This window comes from Streptomyces sp. NPDC001204 (assembly GCF_053598035.1).
The window spans coordinates 17139-35553 of the sequence record NZ_JBSFJL010000013.1 but is presented as its reverse complement, the minus strand read 5'-3'; the positions used below and the strand labels follow the sequence as shown (position 1 = coordinate 35553).

14 protein-coding genes are annotated in these 18415 nt (G+C 72.2%); 3 read left to right on the top strand and 11 right to left on the bottom strand.

What is annotated here, in order from left to right; translation table 11 throughout:
• Nucleotides 1–84 precede the first annotated feature (84 nt).
• Complete coding sequence (locus ACWC91_RS19395) at nucleotides 85–1194, top strand: hypothetical protein (RefSeq protein WP_450641362.1); 1110 nt, start codon at nucleotides 85–87, stop codon at nucleotides 1192–1194.
• Nucleotides 1195–1208: 14 nt separating this feature from the next.
• Here ACWC91_RS19395 and ACWC91_RS19390 read toward each other — a convergent pair whose 3' ends face one another.
• From ACWC91_RS19390 to ACWC91_RS19380, 3 genes are all read right to left on the bottom strand, one after another.
• The gene (locus ACWC91_RS19390; RefSeq protein ID WP_450641363.1) at nucleotides 1209–2705 is read right to left on the bottom strand and encodes an APC family permease; all 1497 of its coding nucleotides are present in this window, start codon (nucleotides 2703–2705) and stop codon (nucleotides 1209–1211) included.
• Nucleotides 2706–2834: 129 nt separating this feature from the next.
• Nucleotides 2835–4202 (bottom strand): aminotransferase family protein, encoded by a 1368-nt coding sequence (locus tag ACWC91_RS19385; RefSeq protein WP_225077880.1) that lies wholly within the window; start codon nucleotides 4200–4202, stop codon nucleotides 2835–2837.
• A 70-nt stretch (nucleotides 4203–4272) separates the two neighbouring features.
• Nucleotides 4273–5745, bottom strand: coding sequence for an aldehyde dehydrogenase (locus tag ACWC91_RS19380; RefSeq protein WP_225077881.1), 1473 nt, complete (start codon nucleotides 5743–5745; stop codon nucleotides 4273–4275).
• Between the two features lie 267 nt (nucleotides 5746–6012).
• Here ACWC91_RS19380 and ACWC91_RS19375 point away from each other — a divergent pair, with 267 nt between their 5' ends.
• Nucleotides 6013–6630, top strand: coding sequence for a TetR/AcrR family transcriptional regulator (locus ACWC91_RS19375; RefSeq protein ID WP_225077882.1), 618 nt, complete (start codon nucleotides 6013–6015; stop codon nucleotides 6628–6630).
• A gap of 48 nt (nucleotides 6631–6678) precedes the next feature.
• Here the strand turns inward: ACWC91_RS19375 and ACWC91_RS19370 are convergent, their stop codons facing one another.
• The 7 genes from ACWC91_RS19370 to ACWC91_RS19340 form a co-directional block, all read right to left on the bottom strand.
• Entirely contained in the window at nucleotides 6679–7605 is a 927-nt protein-coding gene (locus ACWC91_RS19370) for a LysR family transcriptional regulator (protein WP_225077883.1), read from the bottom strand.
• A gap of 54 nt (nucleotides 7606–7659) precedes the next feature.
• A complete protein-coding gene (locus ACWC91_RS19365; protein ID WP_450641365.1) occupies nucleotides 7660–9051 on the bottom strand; it encodes an MFS transporter in 1392 nt (463 codons plus the stop codon).
• A 57-nt stretch (nucleotides 9052–9108) separates the two neighbouring features.
• A complete protein-coding gene (locus tag ACWC91_RS19360; protein WP_225077885.1) occupies nucleotides 9109–10551 on the bottom strand; it encodes an aspartate ammonia-lyase in 1443 nt (480 codons plus the stop codon).
• 288 nt (nucleotides 10552–10839) lie between these two features.
• A complete protein-coding gene (locus ACWC91_RS19355; RefSeq protein WP_450641367.1) occupies nucleotides 10840–11988 on the bottom strand; it encodes a M20 family metallopeptidase in 1149 nt (382 codons plus the stop codon).
• Nucleotides 11985–12659: a DUF1028 domain-containing protein gene (locus ACWC91_RS19350; RefSeq protein WP_225077887.1), complete on the bottom strand. Its 675-nt coding sequence runs from the start codon at nucleotides 12657–12659 to the stop codon at nucleotides 11985–11987. The genes ACWC91_RS19355 and ACWC91_RS19350 overlap by 4 nt, the downstream gene beginning before the upstream one ends.
• A complete protein-coding gene (locus tag ACWC91_RS19345) occupies nucleotides 12656–13126 on the bottom strand; it encodes a RidA family protein (protein WP_225077888.1) in 471 nt (156 codons plus the stop codon). Before ACWC91_RS19345 ends, ACWC91_RS19350 begins: the two co-directional genes overlap by 4 nt.
• 10 nt (nucleotides 13127–13136) lie before the next feature.
• The gene (locus ACWC91_RS19340; RefSeq protein WP_225077889.1) at nucleotides 13137–14423 is read right to left on the bottom strand and encodes a flavin-containing monooxygenase; all 1287 of its coding nucleotides are present in this window, start codon (nucleotides 14421–14423) and stop codon (nucleotides 13137–13139) included.
• A 279-nt stretch (nucleotides 14424–14702) separates the two neighbouring features.
• Here ACWC91_RS19340 and ACWC91_RS19335 point away from each other — a divergent pair, with 279 nt between their 5' ends.
• A complete protein-coding gene (locus ACWC91_RS19335; protein WP_225077890.1) occupies nucleotides 14703–15554 on the top strand; it encodes an NmrA/HSCARG family protein in 852 nt (283 codons plus the stop codon).
• 176 nt (nucleotides 15555–15730) lie between these two features.
• On the opposite strand, the gene ACWC91_RS19330 is transcribed toward ACWC91_RS19335, so the two are convergent.
• The gene (locus ACWC91_RS19330) at nucleotides 15731–18193 is read right to left on the bottom strand and encodes a beta-L-arabinofuranosidase domain-containing protein (RefSeq protein ID WP_450641369.1); all 2463 of its coding nucleotides are present in this window, start codon (nucleotides 18191–18193) and stop codon (nucleotides 15731–15733) included.
• Nucleotides 18194–18415 lie beyond the last annotated feature (222 nt).

Genomic DNA, 18415 nt, shown 5'->3' with positions numbered 1-18415 from the left:
CGCCGCTCGCTTCAGCGGGATCGGGTCGCATTTCCGGGGAAGTCGGCAAATCCCGGTCAACGGGTGCCCGGAACGGGCATTCTGGTGTCGACCACCTGTCCCGCCACGCCGATCGCCCCGTGCGGTCCGGGAGTCGCGTATGCCGGAGAACGTGCACCGCCGGAAACCCCGGACCCCGCCCCCGAGCCCGATCCGTCCGGCGCACCACCCTCCGCTCCCCCGCGCAGAGTTGCCCGGTGGCGCCGCTATCTCCCTCTGGGCGACGGCAACTTCACCGCCACCGCGATCATCGCGCCGGTGCTGGTCGCGGTCGTCGTCCTGGCCGTCACCAACGGCTTCGGCTGGATCGGCGACCAGTTCAAGGACGACGAGCCGGACCTGTACGTGACCGGCTCCCGGTCCCCCAGGGCCGCCGTCTCCGAACGGCCGACGCCGTCGCACCCCGCCACCCCGTCGGCGGCCTCCCCGGCACCAGCCTCCCCGGCCGCCTCCTCGTCGGAACCCGCGGCCCCGTCACCGTCCCCGGCGGCGGAACGGCCGGCGGACCAGTCCGAGGCCGAGGAACAGGGCATCAACTCCCTCCGGGACTCCTACACCTGTCCCTGGCAGGCCTATGTGGTGAACAGGCCGTCCGGCGCGTTCACCGGACCGCCCGCACTGGCGGACGGCTCCCCCGACCCCGCCGTCATCGACGACACGGCGGGAGACCCCGGCAACACCCACCTCGTGATCGACGTGCAGCCGCCCGACACCCGGCCGCTGCTCGTCAAGGAGCTGCGGATCAAAGTGCTCCGGCGCGCCCAGGCCCCCTCGCCCGACCGGGCCACGCTGGTCGGCCTGGACAGCGGGGGGTGCGGCACCTCTCCGACCACCGTGAAGGCCGCCGCCGACCTCGACGGGAACGCGGACTTCGCGACCGTGCGCTACTCGGGAGGGCCGTCCCTCCCGCAGGAGATCACCGGCGGCCGGACCCTGGGCATCGCCCTCACCGTGTCGACCCGGAGCGCCGACTGCGTCTGGGTGCCGGAGCTCGTCTGGGCCAAGGACGGCGAGGTGAGGACGACCGAGTTCCGCATCGGCGGCAGGGACTTCCACACCGTGGCGACCGACGGACTGCCGCGGCTGGCCTGGAAGCAGGACCTCAACACCCGGCAGTGGTCGGTGACCGACTTCGACGAGTCGGTCCTGCGCTGAGCCCGCGCACGTGGCTACGAACCGGCCGCGCCCGCCGCGGCGTCCTCGCGGCGGGCCACCACCACACCGACCACCCCGACGACCAGCAGCACGGCGACGGTGCCGAGGGTGAAGGCCTCGAACGAGGCACGGGAGACACCCCAGACGTCGTGGAAGACGTAGTCGATGCCGAAGAGGTGTTCCAGGACTCCGGGGAAGAGCGCCGACCACGACCCGATCAGGATCCAGGCGTAGACGAGCGCCGCGCAGAGCACGAAGCCGCGGCTGCCGAAGGGGACGCTGTAGGGCCGCGGGACGTCCGGCCGGCGGATCCGCAGCAGGACCAGTGCGGGAATGACGATCAGGTAGGACAGCAGCAGGGTGGTGACCGCCACGGTGAGCACCACCGCGAACACGTCGGCCGCGTCGCCGTTCGCGAGCCGCATGGCGGCGAGCATGAACACCGTGGCCACGGCTCCCGAGAGCAGATTGGTGCGCACCGGCGTACCGAGCCGCGGGTGGAAGGCGCCGAGTGCGCGGGTGAAGAAGCCCCCGTCGGCGGCGGCCATGGCCTGCATGCGGTCGCTGACGATCATCCAGGCACTGCCCTGGGTGAGCAGGGCGAAGACGAACATGACGGCGGTGAGCTTCAGCAGGGGGCCGGCCGCTCCGCCGTAGACGCCGAAGACGAGGCGGGCGCCCTCCATGAAGCCGCCGATGCCGGTGACCTGCTGCTTGGGTACGACGGCCAGGAGGGCGAGCACCGGCAGCAGATAGCAGCCGGCCGCGACGGCCGCGGAGCGTCCGAGTGCGGCGGGCACGTCCCGCTGGGGGTCGTGCATCTCCTCACCGGCGGCGTTGGGCGCTTCGAAGCCGACGTAGGCGAACAGCAGGATCGGCACCAGGGCGAGGAAGCCGGCGGTCGTCGGGGTGAAGCGGGTGTCGGTCAGGCCCTGGAAGCCGTGCCGCGCCCCGTAGAGCACCGCCGTGAGGGTGAACACGGTGAGGGCCAGGACCTTCGCCGCCGCGCCCACGGTGGTGATCCATTTGCCGCGGCGCAGGGAGACGACGGCCGTGAGGATGGCGATCCAGACGAACAGCAGCTTGAAGGTGTAGTCGGCGACGGTGCCCGAGCCCAGGTGGAAGACGAATCCGTCCCAGGTCTGCGCGGCGAGGAAGACCAGTGAACCGCCCAGCCAGACGGGGTTGGTGACCCAGTAGAACAGGGTCGTGAGCGCGGCCGCCGAACGGCCGAGGGCGAGCTTGACCCATACGTACGGGCCGCCTTCCTGGGGGAACGCGGCGCCGGTCTCGGCGAACAGCAGGGCGTAGGGAACGAGGAAGAGGAGAGCCATGACGGCCGTCCAGGTGGCGGCCTCGCCGCCGCCGGTGGCGATCTGCCCGACGGTGTCGAAGGAGATGACCGCGGCGATGGCCATGGCGGTGATGTCGAAGCGCCTGAGACTGCGTTGCAGGGCGCCCGCCGCCGGCTGGGACGTGCGTGGTCCGGTCGTCGAGAGGTTGGAGGACACGGGCAGTTCCTAGGAGGGAGAGGAGTAACTGCGAGGGGCGCGCAAGGGGCGCCGTGACGGCGTGGGATCCGTGTCGGGTGGTGCTGGGTCCGGGAGGCCCGGTCGCGGGCCGGGCCTCCCCCGAGGGCGTCAGGCGGCGCGGATCTCGCCGGTGGGCCCGGTGCGCTCCAGGACGCCGCGCAGCGCGGAGGCCACCTCCTTGGCCTCGGCCTCGGTCATGATGAGCGGCGGGGACAGCACCAGGCTGTGTGCGGAGTCGCGCACGATCACGCCGGTCTCGCGGCGGATCACGTCGTGGGGCATCCGGTCCGGGTCGAGGGGCAGGGGCGCACGGGTGGCACGGTCCTGGACGAGTTCGACGGCGAGCATCATGCCGACCGAGCGGATTTCGCCCACGATGGGCAACTCTCCCAGCTGGGCCTCGAGTTCGCCGTGGAGGAAGGCGCCGAGACTCGTCGCGCGGGCGAGGAGGCCCTCCTTCTCGATGATGTCGAGGTTGGCGGTGGCGACCGCGGTGGCGACGGGATGCCCGTTGTAGGTGTAGCCCATGGGGAAGCCGTGGTCGCGCAGCAGGACCTCGGCGACGTGGTCGCCGACCAGGAGGGCGCCGAGCGGGACGTAGCCGGAGGTGATGCCCTTGGCGGTGACGATGATGTCCGGGGTGACGCCGAAGTACTGCGCGGCGAACCACTCGCCGACGCGGCCGTAGGCGGTGACCACCTCGTCGAAGATCAGCAGGATGCCGTGCCGGTCGAGGACTTCGCGCACCCGGGGCCAGTAGTCGGCCGGCGGGACGAGCATGCCGCCGACGCCCATGATGGGTTCGCCGATCATCGCGGCGATGTTCCGCGGGCCGATCTCCTCGATGCGCTCCTCCAGTTCGCGGATGAGGAAGTCGGTGACCTGCTCGGGGCTCAGCGGCTGGTCCCCGTAGAGCTCGGAGCGGTACGGCCACGGGGGCGTGAGGTGGGAGACGTGCGGCATCATCGGGGCGAAGCCCTCGTGGTAGAGGGGGAAGCCGGTGGCCGAACCGCCGCCGTAGCCGATGCCGTGGTAGGCCTTGCTGCGCGCCAGGATCCAGGTCCTGCCGCTCTCCCCGCGCCGGTGGTGGTAGTAGCGCGCCATCTTGATGGCCGCCTCGTTGCCCTCGGAGCCGCCCGAGGTGAAGTAGACGTGGTTCAGGGGGTCGGGGGCGAGGGAGGCGAGGCGCGCGGCGAGTTCGATGGCGCGCTCGTTGGAGAACTCCCAGAAGCTGGTGAAGTACTCCAGCTTCTTCATCTGCTCGTGGGCGACGTCGGCCAGGTCCGTGCGGCCGTGGCCGACCTGGGCGAGCCAGAGGCCGCCGGTGGCGTCGAGGTAGCTGCGGCCCTCGGAGTCGGTGAGGCGGCAGCCTGAGCCGGAGGTCATGACGACGCGCTCGGTGGCGGCGCCCGGCAGGTAGGGGTGGATGATGTGCGCTCGGTCCAGCTGGACGAGGTCCGCGGCGTTGCGGGTCATGAGGAGTGCGTCCTTTGTTCGGTGCCGGTGGTGGGTGTGGTGGCCGGGCGGCCCGGTGTCGCCGGCGCGGTCAGCCGTAGGCGATCCAGGTCGTCTTCAGGCCGGTGTACTTGTCGAAGGAGTGCAGGGAGAGGTCACGGCCGTGGCCGGACTGCTTGAACCCGCCGAAGGGGGTGAACGGGCTGAGCGCGTCGACGGTGTTGACCGAGACGGTGCCCGCCTGGAGGGCGTCGGCGACGCGGTGGGCCCGACCGAGGTCCCGGGTCCACACGGACGCGGCCAGTCCGTAGGCGGAGTCGTTGGCGAGGCGGACCGCCTCGTCCTCGTCGTGGAAGGGCAGCACGGTCAGCACGGGGCCGAACAGTTCCTCCCGGACGAGCGGGGCGTCGGGTCCGAGGCCGGTGACGACGGTGGGGTCGAGGTAGGCGCCGTCGCGGTCGGGGCGCGTGCCGCCGCACACGAGCGTGCCGCCCGATGTCCGCAGGGCTTCGAGGACGCGTTCCGCCTGGGCCTCGTCGACGAGCGGGCCGAGACGGGTCGCGGGGTCGAGCGGGTCGCCCGGCAGCCAGCCGCGGGCGTGCTCGGCGACCCTGGCCGTGAACTCCTCGGCGACGGAGGCCTCGACCAGCAGACGGGTGTTGGCGGAGCACACCTGGCCCGAGTTGTAGACGAAGCCCCAGGCGGCGCGTTCCGCGGCGGCCTCCAGGTCGGCGTCGGCGAAGACCACGTTGGGGCTCTTGCCGCCTGCCTCGGGCCACACCTGCTTCATGTTCGACTCGGCCGAGTAGGCGAGGAACCGCCTGGCCACGGCGGTGGAGCCGGTGAAGACCAGGGTGTCCACGTCCGGGTGGAGACCGAGAGCACGCCCGGTCGTCTCCCCCGGGCCGGGCACGACGTTCAGTACGCCGTCGGGAAGGCCGGCCCGCGAGGCGAGTTCGGCCAGCAGCAGTGCCGACAGCGGGGACTGCTCGGCCGGCTTCAGCACGACGCTGTTGCCCGCGGCCAGGGCGGGCGCCAGCTTCCAACTCGCGATGTCGAGGGGGAAGTTCCAGGGCACCACCGCGCCCACGACGCCCAGCGGGGCGCGGCGCACGAGGGCGAGGCTGCCGGGCGGGGCCGGGGCGACCTCGTCGTAGAGCTTGTCGACGGCCTCGGCGTACCAGGCGAAGACGCCGGCCGCGCCGGGCACGTCGGTGCCGTGGGACTCCGCGATGGGCTTGCCCATGTCGAGGGTGTCGCAGAGGGCGAGTTCCTCGCTGTTCTCCTCGATGAGGCGGGCGAGGGCGAGCAGGACCCGCTTGCGCTCGGCGGGTGCGGTACGCGACCAGCGGCCGTCCTCGAAGGAGGTGCGGGCCGCGGTCACGGCCCGGTCGACGTCGGCGGCCGAGCCGGCCGCCACATGGGCGGTGGTCTTGCCGGTCGCGGGGTTCACGGTCGGGATCCACTGGTCGTCGGCGGGGTCGCTCCACGCTCCGTCGATGAACAGGCGCGTGCGTGGCGTGAGGTCGGCGGCGCGCTGCCGCCAGTGGGCGTACGTCTGCATGCTGTGGCCTTCGATTGCGTCGTGGGACGTGGGCGAACCGGTGCCCGTTCGGACCGGGTGTGGCCTGGGCCGTCCCGATCGGGTGTGGCCCGGCCCCTTTCGAGGGGCCGTCCGGAAACGGCGGGCGCGACGGGGCGGGCGGCTCGGCAGCGCGTGCCCGCGCCGGTTTCTTTGAGTCGAGATTCAAACAATAGGTGAACCGGCCGTCAATGCTTCCGACTGAAACTTCTTGCGAAAACTGAGACGGGTATCAGAGAATTGGCCACCATGGGGAAAGCCGGTAGACCACGCAACCAGACGGCGCGCAGGCAGGCCCTCGTCTCCGCCGCGGGACGGGCCATCGCGGAGCGCGGGCTGGAGGGCCTGCGCATCAAGGACATCGCGGACGCGGCGGGCGTCTCCCAGGGCTCGGTCCTGTACTACTACCCCGAGCTCGACGACCTCGTACTGGAGGTGCACCGGGGCGCGGTCGAGAGCTACCTGTCCTCGCGGCAGCGGGCCTACGACGAGGCGCCCGCCGACGATCCGGCGGCACGGCTGCGGGCCCTGCTGCACAGCGGTCTGCCGAGCATGACGGAGGATCCGGTCCACGGGCTGCTGTACGAACTGCACCGGCGCGCCGGCCGCAGCCCGGGCCACGCCGAGCTGATGACCTCCCTCTTCGCCCGGGAGGTCGCTCTCTACACGACCGCCCTCGAGGTCGGCGCCGCCACGGGCGTGTTCTCCCTCGCGGCGCCCGCGCACGATCTGGCGCACGGGCTGGTGGCCCTGGAGGACGGCTACGGTCTGCACATCGTCAGCCGCAACGCGGCCCTGCGGCCCGACAGGGCCCGTGAGCTGATTCTGGCCCATGCCAGGGCGGTGACGGGCTGCGCCGGTCTGTAGGGCCCGGCGGGCACCGCCCGGGGCCGTCCCCGGTGAGCGGCTGCCGGCTCAGACCTCGGTGGACCGGGCGGCGGCGATCTCCCGCAGCAGGTCCATCACCGCTCGGGCGCGGGCGGTCTGGGTCACGCCCTCCAGGGAGGCGATCCTTACTTCGAGCGGGGAGGCGTCCCGGAGCTGGAGTTCCGCGATCTCGCCGCCGCCGTAGGTCTGACTGGTCGCCGGGCGCTGGTTGAGCACGGAGTAGCCGAGTCCCCGGGCCACCAGGGAGCGCACGGTCTCGTAGCTCTGGGTGCGGTAGCGGACATCGGGCGCGGTGCCGGTGGCGGCCACCAGCGAGCGGAAGTAGTCGCGGCTGTGGGGAAGGTCCAGCAGGACGAGCGGTTCCGTGGACAGTTCGGCCAGCTCCACACTGCCCTGGCCGGCCAGCGGGTGATCGGCCGGGACGATGACATAGGCGGGGGCGCGGGCGATCGTCTCGCTGCGCAGGTCCGGCTCGGCGGACAGACCGAGGTGGTAGGTGAGGGCGAAGTCGACGCGTCCCGCCGCCAGGGCGCGGACGAGCTGGTCCGTCTCCGCCTCCAGCACGTCGATCTCGATGCCCGGATAGCGTCTGGTGCACTCGCTGAACAGGTGGGGCAGGTAGTAGGGGGCCAGGGTCACGAAGCAGCCGACGGCCACCGGCCCGGAGATGGTCTCGCCCTCTCCCCGGGCCTCCCGTTCGACCTCGCGGGCGCGGGCCAGCAGATCCCGCGCCTGCTGCTGGAGCCGCTCCCCGGCGGGTGTGAGGGTCAGTCCCCGGCCCCGCCGGCGGATGAACAGCTGCGCCCGGAGGTCGCGCTCCAGGTTGTGGATGGCCGCGGACACGGCGGACTGCGCGATGTGCAGCTCCGCCGACGCCTCCGTCATCGAACCGCGCTCGGCGGCGACGAGGAAGTAGCGGAGCTGAACGAGCGTGAAACCCACTGGTGCCGTCATAAGTGACCCCTGCGCCGGCCGATCCGTGTCGCAGTCGACCTTATGCGGCACCGCCTAGCGCACCTCGGCGGACGCCGCTTCGGGCACGTCCTCGGAGGCGTTCTCGGGCATGTTCTCGGGCATGTCCTCGGGGCGCAGCAGGGCGGAGCCGGCGGTCTCCCGCAGGGACAGGGCGGCCACGAGACCGGCGACGGCGAACACCATCAGGTACGGGCCGGGCACCAGGGTGCTGCCGGTCACGGAGATGAGCACGGTCATCAGGTACGGCACGGTGCCGGCGAACAGCGCGGCGGTCACGTTGTAGGCGATGGACAGACCGCTCTGACGCGTGCGGGTGGGGAAGGTCTCCGCCGACCACACCGCGTACGTGCCGAGGATGGCCGCCAGGATCACGCCGAGCAGCAGACCGGCGATCCAGGTCCCCGCGAGCCCGGTCCGCATCAGGAGGAAGGCCGGGGTGGAGACGACCAGCAGGGCCGCTGTCGCCCCGACGAACACCGGCTTGCGTCCCACCCGGTCGGACAGCAGGCCGAACAGCGGCACGAGCACCAGCCCCAGCAGCGAGATCACCGTGGACAGCAGTGCGGCGCTGTCGGCCGAGTGGCCCAGGTGGTCGGTCTCGTAGGTGACGAGGTAGGTCAGCACCGCGTAGAAGGGGACGTGCATGGCCGCCATCAGGCCCGCGGCCTGCAGCAGTTGCCGCTTGTGGGAGCGCATCAGCTCCCGCGCGGGGCTGCGCGGGACGGAGTCGCCGGCTTCGAGCATGCGGTACTCGGGGGTGTCCTCGATCTTGTTGCGGATGATGAAGCCGATGACGCCCAGTGGCGCGGAGACGAGGAAGGGGATGCGCCAGCCCCAGGAGGTCAGCTGGGCGTCGTCGAGTCCCGTGGACAGCAGCAGGAAGACGAACGAGCCGGCGAGGAAGCCCAGCAGGGATCCGACCTCCAGCCAGCTCACCCCGAATCCGCGGCGGCGCCGGGGCGCGCTCTCGGCGAGGAAGCTCGCCGCGCTGCCGAACTCGCCGCCCGCGGCGAAGCCCTGGATCAGCCGCAGGAGGACCAGGAGCACCGGGGCGGCGATCCCGATCGACGCGTAGCCGGGCAGCAGACCGATCGTCAGGGTCGCGCCGGACATCATGAAGATGACCAGCGACAGGGTGCGCTTGCGGCCGATCCGGTCGCCGAGCGGTCCGAACACCAGGGCGCCGACCGGCCGGATGCCGAACGACACGGCGAACACGCCGAACACGGCGAGCAGCCCGGTCGTGCTGTTCTCGGCCGGGAAGAACACGGTCGCGACGGTACCGGCGAGATAGGCGTAGGCGGCCCAGTCGAACCAGTGCACGAACACGCCGACGGCTCCCGCGGCGACGCTCCTGCGCAGGGCGACCGCGTCGGTGGTCACCACGGCTTCGGTCGTCGTGGCGCCGCTGTTACAGGTGCGCATACGCGCCTCCTTGTGGGGATGGGTGACGAGCCGGGAGTTGTGCGGGTGCCCGTGTCCTCAGAGCGCGGGCAGGCCGGTGAGGGAGGCGGGGCTGGTGAGTTCGCGGAGTTCCGCCTCGGTCAGCAGCTCGCGCTCGCGTATGAGGTCGAGTGCGGGTCTGCCGGTGTGGTGGGCCTCCAGCGCGAGGGCGCAGGCGGTCTCGTAGCCGAGTGCGGGGCTGAGCGCGGTGACCAGTCCGGTGGAGGCCGCGACGGTCTCCGCGAGCCGGTTCCGGTTGGCGGTGATGCCCCGTACGCAGTGTTCGGTGAGGACTCCGATGCCCGCGGTGAGGTGGTCGAGGCCGGCGCTCAGGCTCCGGTGGATGACCGGTTCGAAGGCGTTGAGCTGGAGCTGGCCGCCCTCGGCGGCGAGGGTGACGGTCACGTCGTTGCCGATGACCTCGAACGCGATCTGGTTGACCGCCTCGGGGATCACCGGATTGACCTTGCCGGGCATGATGGACGATCCGGCCTGCCGTGCGGGGAGGTTGATCTCGCCGAACCCGGCCTGCGGTCCGGAGGACAGCAGACGCAGGTCGTTGCAGATCTTGGACAGTTTCACGGCGATGCGCTTGAGCACGCCGGACAGCTGGACGAAGACACCGACGTCCTGGGTGGCCTCGATGAGGTCGGGCGAGGACACGAGCGTCGGGATCCCCGTCAGCCGGCGCAGATGCTCCATCGCGCGCTCCCGGTAGCCCGGGCGGGCGTTGAGCCCGGTGCCGATCGCCGTGCCGCCGAGGTTGAGTTCGTGCAGCAGCAACCTGGCCTCGGCGAGCCGCAGTTCGTCCTCGGCGAGGGTGGCGGCGAACGCCCCGAACTCCTGGCCCAGTGTCATGGGTACGGCGTCCTGGAGCTGGGTGCGGCCCATCTTCAGTACGTCGGCGAACTCGGCGGCCTTGGTCTCGAAGGCCTCGCGCAGACCGGCCAGGGCGACGAGCAGTCCGGCGATGTGCGCGTCCAGCGCCAGCTTCACCGCGGTCGGATAGACGTCGTTGGTGCTCTGCCCGAGGTTGACGTGGTCGAGGGGGTGCAGGACCGCGTACTCCCCGCGGGAGCGTCCGAGCAGTTCCAGGGCGCGGTTGGCGATCACCTCGTTGGCGTTCATGTTGGTCGACGTGCCCGCGCCGCCCTGGATGAGGTCGACCACGAACTGGTCCCGCAGCGCGCCGTCACGGATCTCGGCGCAGGCGTCCGTGATCGCCGACGCGAGTGCGCCGTCCAGCGCGCCGACCTCGGCGTTGGCGCGGGCCGCGGCGTGCTTCACCGCCGCCAGGGCGCGGATCAGGTGCGGCCGGGCGGCGAGGGTCTCCCCGGTGAGGGGGAAGTTGGCCACCGCTCGGACGGTGTGCGCGCCGTAGTACGCGTCCGCCGGCACGTCGACGTCGCCGAGCATGTCGTGCTCCGTCCGGTACCTGGCGTCCGCCGGGCCGGTGTGCCGGGGGCCTGGGGTCGGGGGCATCGGTGTCCTCCGGGTCGTCGGGAATCGAGGGGGCCGGTGAACGGCACGCCGGGCGTCGTGGGAAGGCGGTCCGGGGCGAGCGGACCGAGCGGCCGGCGGGCGAGGGCCACCGCGCCGGCCGCCATGCCGAGGGTGTCGGCGGGGCGCCGCATGGCCGCGGGCGGCCGCGGTGGATCCCGTCGAACCGGCCGAGGACGACCGCTGCCGGACCTGCGCCGGGCGGAACGTCTCCCGGGTGCTTGAACGGCACGCGACCGGTCCGCGCGGCCATGGCGGCGGCCGCCCACGTCACGCCGCCGCTCCCCCGGCCGGGACGCTTCGGTCCACGCCGGTCCAGGCCAGTGCGATCGCCCCGTCGAGCAGGGCCCGCCGCGCCGCCGCGCCCACGCAGTACGCGGCGAACTCGTGCTGGTGGTTGGTGGCGGGCAGGGATCCGATGCCGATGTAGGGGTGGATGGCCGGCACCACCTGCGAGACGTTGCCCATGTCGGTGGAGGCGCGGTTCATCCGTGCGGCCTGGCCGGGCGGCGCGAACTCCCGGCCCAGGGCGAGGGCGTTCGCACGGTAGTGCCCGAGGGCGGTCTCGTCCGTACGGAACTCCGCGTACGGCTTGCTCTCCGGCTCGATCTCCAGCTCGCAGCCGGTCGCGAGGGCACCGGCCTCGAAGGCCCGCATGACCCGCGGCTCCAGCCCGGCCAGTTCGGAGAGTGTCTCCGCCCGTACGTACCAACGGCCCGTCGACCGCTCCGGGATGGCGTTCGGGGCGTCCCCGGCGTGGGTCACCACACCGTGCACCCTGGCCGAGGCCGGCAGTTGCTGGCGCAGCAGGCCGATCGCGACCTGGGCCACGGTGAAGGCGTCGGCCGCGTTGACCCCGGCCTCCGGATAGGCCGCGGCGTGCGCGGACTTCCCGGTGTAGGAGATCCTGGAGTGGCTGACCGCGAACGGGCGGGCCTCGGCGACGTCGACCGGCGCGGGGTGCACCATCATCGCGAGGTCCACTCCGGCGAAGGCGCCCCGGTCGAGCATCTCGATCTTGCCGCCGCCGCCTTCCTCGGCCGGGGTGCCGTAGACCTCGACGGTGAGGCCGGCGTCGTCGGCGACGGCGGCCAGGCCGAGCGCGGCCCCCACCGAACTCGCGGCGATGAGGTTGTGCCCGCACGCGTGGCCGAGGCCCGGCAGCGCGTCGTACTCGGCGCACAGCGCGATCCGGACGGGCCCGCTGCCGAACCGGGCGAGGAACGCCGTGTCCAGCCCCAGGTAGGACGAGGTGACGTCGAACCCGGCGCGGTCCAGCAGTTCCGGTACGGCGGCGGCGGCCCGGTGTTCCTCCCAGGCGGTCTCCGGGTCGGCGTGCAGCCGCTCGGAGAGGCCGATCAGCTCCTCGGCCCGGCGGTCGACCGCCTGCCGGGCCGCCTCCTTCAGCGCGCCCGTCACAGGTCGCCCGGGACGCCGTAGGAAGGAGCGGCGGCGGGGTCGAGTCCGCGCCGCACGTAGTCGTCCCGCTGCGGCAGCCAGACGTCGAGGAGTTCGCCGAGCCGGTCCACGGGATCCTCGGCCCAGTCCACCCGCAGGTCGGTGACCCGCCAGTCCACGTCCGCGACGACCGCCAGGCCCGCGGAGTGCACCGGCCCCTCCTCGCCGCCGGCCGCGACGGCGGCCTTCAGGGCGGTGAGCAGGCGCTCCTCGAGCTGGCCGGTGGCCGTGGCGTAGGCGTCGAGGAGAACGCCGGGGATGTGCTCGCCGGACAGCATGTTGCCGGCCGCCACCGCGCCGTCCGCGGTGGCCGAGGCGTGCCTGCCGAGGGTCCGCGAGCCACTGTGGGCGAACCCGGCACCGGAGCGGCCCAGCACGGTCAGCTGCCGGTACTCGATGGACTTCGCGTTCCGCGCCGCGCCGGTGACGTCGGCCAGGGCGCGCTCCGCGTCGCCGTGGTCGGCGAGCCCGTCCAGCAGGCTCGTGCCGAGCGTCGGGTCGGTGACGTTCTGCGAGGCCGCCGCGCCGACCCCGGGCCGCAGATGGACGACCCGGGCGGCGACCGCCGGACTCGACGAGCTGGCCACGATGCCGAACCGCTCACCGTCGCGTACCACCAGGGAGAAGGTCATGCCCGCGCCTCCTCGGGGATCACGGCGATCGCGTCGATCTCGCACAGCCACTCCGGGCGGGCCAGGGCGGAGACCACCAGGCCGGTGGAGATGGGGTGCACGCCCTTGGTCCAGCGGCCCACGGTGCGGTACACCGCCTCGCGGTAGCGCGGGTCGATCAGATAGATGGTCAGCTTGACCAGGTGCTCCATCCGGCTGCCCGCCTCTTCGAGCAGCATCTTGATGTTGGCCATGGCCTGCTCGGCCTGGGCCTCGGCGTCGCCGACGCCCACGGACTCGCTGGTGTCGAGGTTCTGGCCGATCTGGCCCCGGACGTACACCGTGTCGCCGGCGACGACGGCCTGGCAGAGGTCGTTGTCGAGGTTCTGCTCGGGATAGGTGTCGCGGGTGTTGAACGGCCGGATCCGGGTGTGCCCGCCGGCGACGATCGGGGCCCGCGCCTGGCTGCCCTCGCTCTTGGAGGTCATCGTCCGCTCCTCAGTTCTTCAGGGTCGCCGGCGTGGCGCCGGCCCGGTCGGTGGTGCCGTAGGCGAGGTAGCCGCGCTGGATGGTGATGTGGTCGGCGACGTATCCGGCGTCGTGCCACACACCCCAGATGAAGCTCGATCCGCGGCGGGACAGCCAGGGCAGGCCCAGGAAGTAGACGCCGGGCTCGGAGGACACTCCTCGCCGCTGGTCCGGCCGGCCGTTCTCGTCGAACGCGTCGACCTCGAGCCAGCCGTAGTCGGTGGCGAAACCCGTCGCCCAGACGATCGAGGTGACGCCGGCCCCGGCCAGGTCGAGCTCCAGGAGGGGACTGGTCACGCAGTCCGGGTCCGGCCCGAGGACGTGGGCCTCCGGCTCCTCGGGGAGGTCGAGCCCGTTGCGCTCGACGTACGCGTCGGCAGCCCGCAGGAACGCGAGGTACTTGTCGTCGCCGAGCGCGATGTTCGCGGCGAGATCCGGCGCGAAGCGCAGTACGCCGTCGTCGTAGGACGCGGTCAGGCCGACGAGCTCGATGCCGGAGCCGGCCAGGGCGCGGAAGTCCACGGTGTGACCGCCGCGGGCGCCGCTGACGGCGATGGTGACGTGTTCGGCACCTCGGGGAGGGGTCTCCGCGTCCCAGATCCCGAGCACACCGAGCCACCAGCAGAAGTCACGTCCGCGGTACTCGCGGGGAGGACGGTCGTGCGGACCGACGGAGAGGAGGACCCGGCGACCGGACCGGCGCAGTTCGTCGGCGATCTGGACCCCCGAGGAGCCGGCCCCGACCACGAGGACCGCGCCCTCGGGCAGCTGCTCCGGGTTGCGGTACCCGCTGGAGTGGATCTGCACGGGGACGGCGCCGTCCGGGACGATGGGCGGGATCACGGGCCGCTGGAACGGTCCGGTCGCGGCCACGACGAAGCGCGCGTCGATGGAGCCCTCCGACGTTTCGACCCGGAAGCCGGGCCGCCCGGCGTGCTTGCGCACCGAGGTCACCTCGACACCGCACCGGATCGGGGCGCCGATCTTCTCGGCGTACGTGACGAAGTAGTCCGCGACCTGCTCCTTCGAGGCGAAGGCGTCGGGGCCGACGTCGGGGAACTCCAGCCCCGGGAACCGGTCGTGCCACGCCGGCCCGTTGGCGACCAGGGAGTCCCACCGCTCCGACCGCCACCGCTCGGCGATCCGGTGCCGCTCCAGGACGATGTGCGGTACGCCGTGGGCTCCCAGGTGCTCGCTCATCGCGATGCCCGCCTGGCCCGCCCCGACCACGACTACTTCGGTCTCTTCACTCGGCATTTCAGCCTCCACTCAGGCGGTAGTCCATCCCGGTGTCGCGTTGACTGTGCTACCGCACGAGACATCCTGGGGCGGGCCCGGAAAACTGTCGAACAGATGTTTTCGGTTTGAGTGATCTGATTTTCAGATCCTGAAGGGGAGCGATGGCCGGCCCCGCGAACGCTGCGCCGACGCGGGCGGATCAAGGGCGTGACGCCGGGCGTGTCGGGCGGGACGGATGGTTACCGTGAGGGGCGGCGATCCGTCGCCGCGTCCACCCACACGGAAGGGAACTCCTCGATGGTCGAAGAGCCGGTCTTGGTGCTTGCGGCAACCGGAGGACAGGGCAGGGCTGTTGCCGACGCGCTGCTGGGCCGCCGGGCCCGGGTCCGCGCGCTGGTGCGCGACCCCGCGCGGAAAGCGGCGCGGGAACTGGCCGACCAGGGCGTCGAGGTGGTGGCGGGATCCTTGAACGACCGCGGGTCGCTCGCCGCCGCGATGAGCGGGGTGGCGGGCGTCTTCGCATTCACCACCCCCTTCGAGGCCGGCGTCGAGGCGGAGGTGGACCAGGGCCGGGCCATCCTGGCCGCCGCCGGGGAGGCGGGCGTGCCGCATCTCGTGTTCAGCTCGGTCGCCGGTGCCGACCAGGAGAGCGGGGTGCCGCACTTCGAGAGCAAGGCACGCATCGAAGCCGAACTGGCCGCAGGCGACGTGCCTCATACGATCCTGGGGCCGACGTACTTCTTCGACAACGCTCTCGGCGGAGTGGACCGCGTCCTCAGCGGCGTTCTCGATCTGCCGCTGCCGCCCGACCGGCCGTTGCAGCAGCTTGCCCGCCCCGACCTCGGAGCGTTCGCGGCGGAGGTGCTGCTCGACCCCGCCCGCTACGCCGGGCAGCGCATCGAGCTGGCAAGCGACGCGCCCACACCCACGCAGATGGCGGCCGCGCTCGGCGCGGCACTGGGACGGGAGGTCCGCCACGAGCAAGTGCCTTTGACGGCGGTCGCCAACCCGGACATGCACGCGATGTGGACGTTCCTGAACGGACCCGGCTACCGCGTCGACATCCCGGCACTCCACGCCGCTCACCCGGAGGTCCCCTGGAGCGGCTTCGCCGACTGGGCGCAGGGCACGTTCGCGACGGCCCGCTGAAGCAGCCCCTGTGCCGAACCGGCCCCGCCGGGTCCTGCGGAGCGTGGCCACCCGGTCGTGACCGGCGAAGACCTCCGGAAAGCCGCGAACACTTCGTGCCCGCATGCACGTTGAGGGAGTCGGTCGCCGGCGGAGAGGGCGGTCCTGCTGCCGCCGTCACCGCCGGGGCCGAGGCCTCACGAAAGCCGGACCCGCCAGGCCAGGACGCCACCGGAGACGCCGGGCCGCAGTCGCACGCGCAGGCGCAGGGCGGTGACGGTCACCGGCTCGTAGGAGACGTGGTTGAACGTGTCGGTGGCCGTGCCGTACGCCGAGGCGCCGCTCACCGGCTGCCAGACACCCGCGGGTGACCGGTACTCCAGCTGCCAGGACTGCGGTACCCGGCAGGCGCCGTGGCCGGTGTCGTCGTACCAGTACACCGACACCCCGCTCGTGCGGACCGGCTCGGCGTACTCGTACCGCACCCACTCCTCCGTGCCGGTCCGGTCCCACCAGGTGAAGCGGGGTATGGACTGGTCGAAGGAGTCCGCGGGACCGGCCGTGGCGTTGATGATCAGGGCCTGGGGGCTGTCCACGCCGCTGAAGGACGCGGTGCAGGCGACCCATTCGCTCGCCCGACGCCCCGATCCCGCCGTGGGAAAGGCGGTGATGCGCAGCCGCGCGGCGGCGGACGGGATCAGCGTGATGTGCTCGACCGGCTCGGTGGTGCGCACCGGGCTCTGCTGGAGCGGCGCCGCCACGTCCTGGTCGTCGGCCTGCCAGGCGGGGACACGGCGTGCCTTGGCCTTCATACGGACGGGGGTGCCGGTGTGCGTGAACGGGTTGGCGGCGTGGGCACGGGTGCGCTCCGGGGTGAGGGAGCGGGCGGGGTCCTTCTCGTCCAGTACCAGGGCGTAGTTCCACGGCGAGGCCGGACGCACCTCGTACTCGGGCCAGTCCTCGGTGCCGGCGAACCGCGTCCACTCCTCCTCGATCCGCAGGGAGTAGGTCAGCGGGCCGTGGTCGACGGAGACCGAGTCGCGGTTCGCGCCCCAGGTGCGCACGGTGGTGCGCATGGGCAGGCGCAGTTCCACGGTGTCGCGGTGCTGCCAGGTGCGGTCCAGCACCAGGTATCCGCCGCTGCCGCGGGCCTGCGCGGGGCGGCCGTTCACCAGCACCGTGGGGGCCTGGCACCAGCCCGGCACGCGCAGGTAGAGCGGGAAGCGCACCGTCCGTGGTGCGGACAGGGTGAAGGTGACGGTCTCGCCGAACGGGTAGTCGGTGCGTTCGGCGATGGTGACCGTGGTGCCGTCGGCGACGTCGGCGCGCACCGAGGACTCCGCGTACAGCGAGGCGCACAGGCCGCCGTCGGCGCTGGCCAGCCAGAGTTCCTCGGCGTAGTAGGGCCAGCCCATGCCGTAGTTGTGCGGGCAGCAGCGGTACTGGTGGATGCCGGGCATGTACGCCTGCATGGCGAAGCGGTTGTCGAACTGGCCGTGCGACTTGGGGACGTTGTCGAGCTGGATGCCGTTGGCGGAGGTCGCGTAGTGGATGCCCTTGTGCAGCGGGTCGAGCGCGGCCGGCAGCAGGTTCAGCGCCAGCTCCTCGCAGCGATCGGCCCACACCGCGTCGCCGGTGATGCGGGTGAGCAGCTGATGGCTGTGCATGTACTCGACGATGCCGCAGGTCTCGAAGCCCTGGCGGGGGTCGTGGTAGCCGCTGCGGGCGTTCTCGTCCCCGGCGAAGCCGCCGCCGGGGAACTGCCCGTACCGGCGCATCACGGTGTCGTAGACGCGGTAGGTGGCGTCGCGGAAGGACGGGTCGCCGGCCAGAACGCCGTACTGGGCCGGTTCGCGGAAGCCCTGGGCCAGGTTGACGTTGTGCCAGGTGGGTATCGCGGTGGTGTAGTCGGCGCTGTTGGCGTGGATCTTGTGCACCAGGTCCAGCAGCCAGGAGTCGCCGGTGCGGTTGTACAGCCAGTAGGCCGTGTCGATGGTGTCGCCGCAGCGGGCGGAGCCCCAGCCCTGTCCGAACAGTGCGGCCGGCTGCGTATCGAGGTACTTCAGCCACCCCCGCAGCGCCGGGACGACCCGGTCGTCGCCGCTGTACTCGTGCCAGGTGCGCAGGGCGTCCAGCACCGGCATGTACGGCCAGAAGTCCGGGCCGCCGTTGAGCGCCGTGCGCAGCGCGGACGGGCCGAAGAAGCCGTCCGGCTGCCGGGTGGCCAGGATGCGGTCGATCCAGGCGCGGGTCAGCTCCAGCGTCCTGGCGTCGCCGGTGACATAGCCGAGGTCGCCGAAGCCGCGCAGCCAGTAAGGCAGTTCCTCCCAGCCGTCCCTGTCGGGCACGGCCCAGCCGCTGGTGGCCGGGGAGAGGTAGTCGGAGACCTCCGGCAGGCGCCCGTTGAGGCCGTTCAGCTGGAGGTCGAGCTGTTCGCGCAGCCAGCCCTCGGGGGTGACGCTGCCCGGGGGAAGCCGCAGAAAGGGCTCCTGCCGCAACGGGGCCCGGTTGGCCGGATACCGGGCGGCGGCGCGGGTGGGGCCGACCAGACGCACCGGCGGACGGGGCGCGGCCGCCTGCGCGGGCAGACCCGCCGTCCCGGCCAGCGCGGCGCCACCGACGACGGCCAGTGAGCGGTTGAGGAACGCGCGACGTTCCATGCGGACGTCCTTCCTGAACTGCCGAAGGTGGGACAGGGCGGTGGGACGACGAGGAGACCGCCGGCCGGCGGCGGTCGTGGTGAGGGCGACGGCCGGCGTGCGGACCGGCCGGCGGCGTTGTGCGGACGCGGCGTGTCAGCGCGCCTTATAACGTTGGAGAGACTGCCGCCGACAGGAATGACAGCATGCGCGAGCGGTCGTGTCCAGACCTTGAACGACCCG